Here is a 2,196-nt window from a genome sequence, read left to right as displayed (position 1 = left end):
TTTAAAAACAAACACCCTAAGCTATGAGAACCTATCAAATACAAGCTATGCTAAGGGAACAAACTTTAGTATAGGTGCTAACTACCAAGTAGGTAAAAAAGAAGTTGCCAATTTTACACAAGATGACTATCGACCGCAGAATATGCAAAATACGCTTGATATTGCAAAAAATGAAAAAGCAAATTCGCGAAATAATCCTAATATTTCTAATATTTCGCTTGGAACTTCAAATTCCGTAATTTTAAGCAAAACTCTTGCTACCATAGGAAATGGAAATTTGCAAATAGCAAATTTAGATAAAAGCGATGATTTGGAAAGATTAAATAGAAATGTTAAAAATATCCAAAAAGACATCGTGAATTCTCAAACTGGCACTTATACCAATGCAGATATTGATATTAGACTTTTTAGCCAAAATGGCAGGGAAGCTATAAAGCACGATCTATTAATAATGACAGATTCTCTTTCAAATGATATGCCAAAGGAAAATTCAACTAACCCTATCGAAGCAGGTATCGGTAAAACTCTAAATTTCTTAGGCGATATTACACTTGGTATAATTCCTAGTGAAAATAACAATGGTGGAATTTTAGGACAATTAGGAGCTACTATTGTTGCTGAACCAAATTTTAAAGTTCTGGGAGATAAAAATTCAAATAATGTATTTATTCCGGGGATTATGACAAAAGAAGGAGATGCAGAAAGTCAAGCTAGGTTTATGATCGGTAATAACTATAAAGTATATTACAACCCAACTCGTGGTTTGATTGCTGATTTAACTGAAAGTGCTGTAGATTTATTTGGTGGCACAAGCGGGATAGCCAAGCAAACAGGCTATGAGATGAAAAATAATCCAAATAATAATTATGTAGCATTATCACAAGGAAGTTTGATCGCAAATTCTGCAATAAATTACTATGGATTAAATGAAAATATAGTTTATGTCGGAACTCCACTATATACAAAACCAAATAATGGCATTACGATAAATAGCAAAAATGATGTCATACACGACCCAACGAATATATTTAATATACCTTTGTATAAAAACGGACAAATATTTTACGAACATATTTGGAGCAATCAATATAAAGGTATAATCAATAAAATAAAAGAAAATAGGGATAAATAATGAAAAATATAAACTTGCTTTTCTTGCTGATAATTTTTATAAATGGTTGTGCTACACCAAGTAGATTTGTATCGTATGATAATTATGGTTATGTATCTAAGTGCGGTTTTTATTCTCATGAACAACTTAAAAAAAGGAAATTGTATATAAGAAAAAATACCAATGTTAAAATTTATTTTATACAAGATGAAAAATATGAAATTTTGCAAGAAAATCAATACGAAATCAATACTGCTGATATAATTCCGTTACCAATAGAAACTTGTGATGATACATGGTGCAAAATTTACTATCCTTGTAGTGACACGAAATATTTTGTAAAAAAAGATGATATTGTATTATTTAATGGGAAAACATATTGATATGACTAACAACGACTATAAAATTGACTATAATCCAATAGATTTTCATATATAAAATGGGGTAAAAAATAAAATGAGCAGTTATATAGGAATTGTTTTTTGTGACAATAATGCTTGTTTGGAAAATAATTTTAATGAAATTTGTAACGAACCTATATTATTTATATTGGTAATAAACAAAGGTGGTAAAATTGATATAAAATATACAAATTGGAAAATAGATGGTTTGAGTGAAAGGATAAAATAATGGAAAAATATGAGAGTTACAAAAACTATCTAAAAGACAATATATCAATTATTGCAGAAAAAATAAACGAACTACTTTATACCAATGAAAGGGATGATTTTATTTTAGGAGAATTGACAGCATATTACGACATTATAGACATATTCAAACAACAGGCATTACTATTTGACATCGATATTAAGGATATTGGACTAGATAAAGTTGATGAATATAATATTTTATTAAGAAAAAATAAAATATGACAAAAATATTTCTCTCTACATTGCTAATATTTTCTCAAACAACTTATCAATGCCCAATACTTCTAAATTTCAAAACTACAAGTGCGAACTATGAAAATTCCGCTTACAAGGTTATCTATTATTTAAAAACCTAGCAACTCTAGGTAGTGGTAACATAGAGATAGCAGATAAAGATAACTCTGATGATCTAACAAGACTAAATAGAGATACAAC

Annotated in this window: 3 protein-coding genes; all 3 read left to right on the top strand. The window is 28.4% G+C overall.

The features are described 5' to 3' along the window. Positions 1 to 1,132 (top strand): hypothetical protein (locus UNSWCS_RS11955; RefSeq protein WP_035143586.1); only part of this gene is annotated, 1,132 nt, incomplete at its 5' end. Next, complete coding sequence (locus UNSWCS_RS05755; protein ID WP_035143585.1) at positions 1,132 to 1,494, top strand: hypothetical protein; 363 nt, start codon at positions 1,132 to 1,134, stop codon at positions 1,492 to 1,494. The genes UNSWCS_RS11955 and UNSWCS_RS05755, both read left to right, overlap by 1 nt. Before the next feature lie 246 nt (positions 1,495 to 1,740). After that, entirely contained in the window at positions 1,741 to 1,983 is a 243-nt protein-coding gene (locus UNSWCS_RS05750) for a hypothetical protein (RefSeq protein ID WP_035143583.1), read from the top strand. The last annotated feature ends 213 nt before the right edge of the window (positions 1,984 to 2,196 follow it).

Source organism: Campylobacter concisus UNSWCS (assembly GCF_000466685.1).
Lineage (GTDB): Bacteria > Campylobacterota > Campylobacteria > Campylobacterales > Campylobacteraceae > Campylobacter_A > Campylobacter_A concisus_A.
Note: the sequence above shows the minus strand (reverse complement) of the source record. Positions and strands in the feature narration are given on the sequence as shown.

What these genes read in the sequence shown, in the direction of transcription:
- UNSWCS_RS05755 (WP_035143585.1), top strand. Translation starts at nt 1,132, where the DNA reads ATGAAAAATATAAACTTGCTTTTCTTGCTGATAATTTTTATAAATGGT.
- UNSWCS_RS05750 (WP_035143583.1), top strand. Translation starts at nt 1,741, where the DNA reads ATGGAAAAATATGAGAGTTACAAAAACTATCTAAAAGACAATATATCA.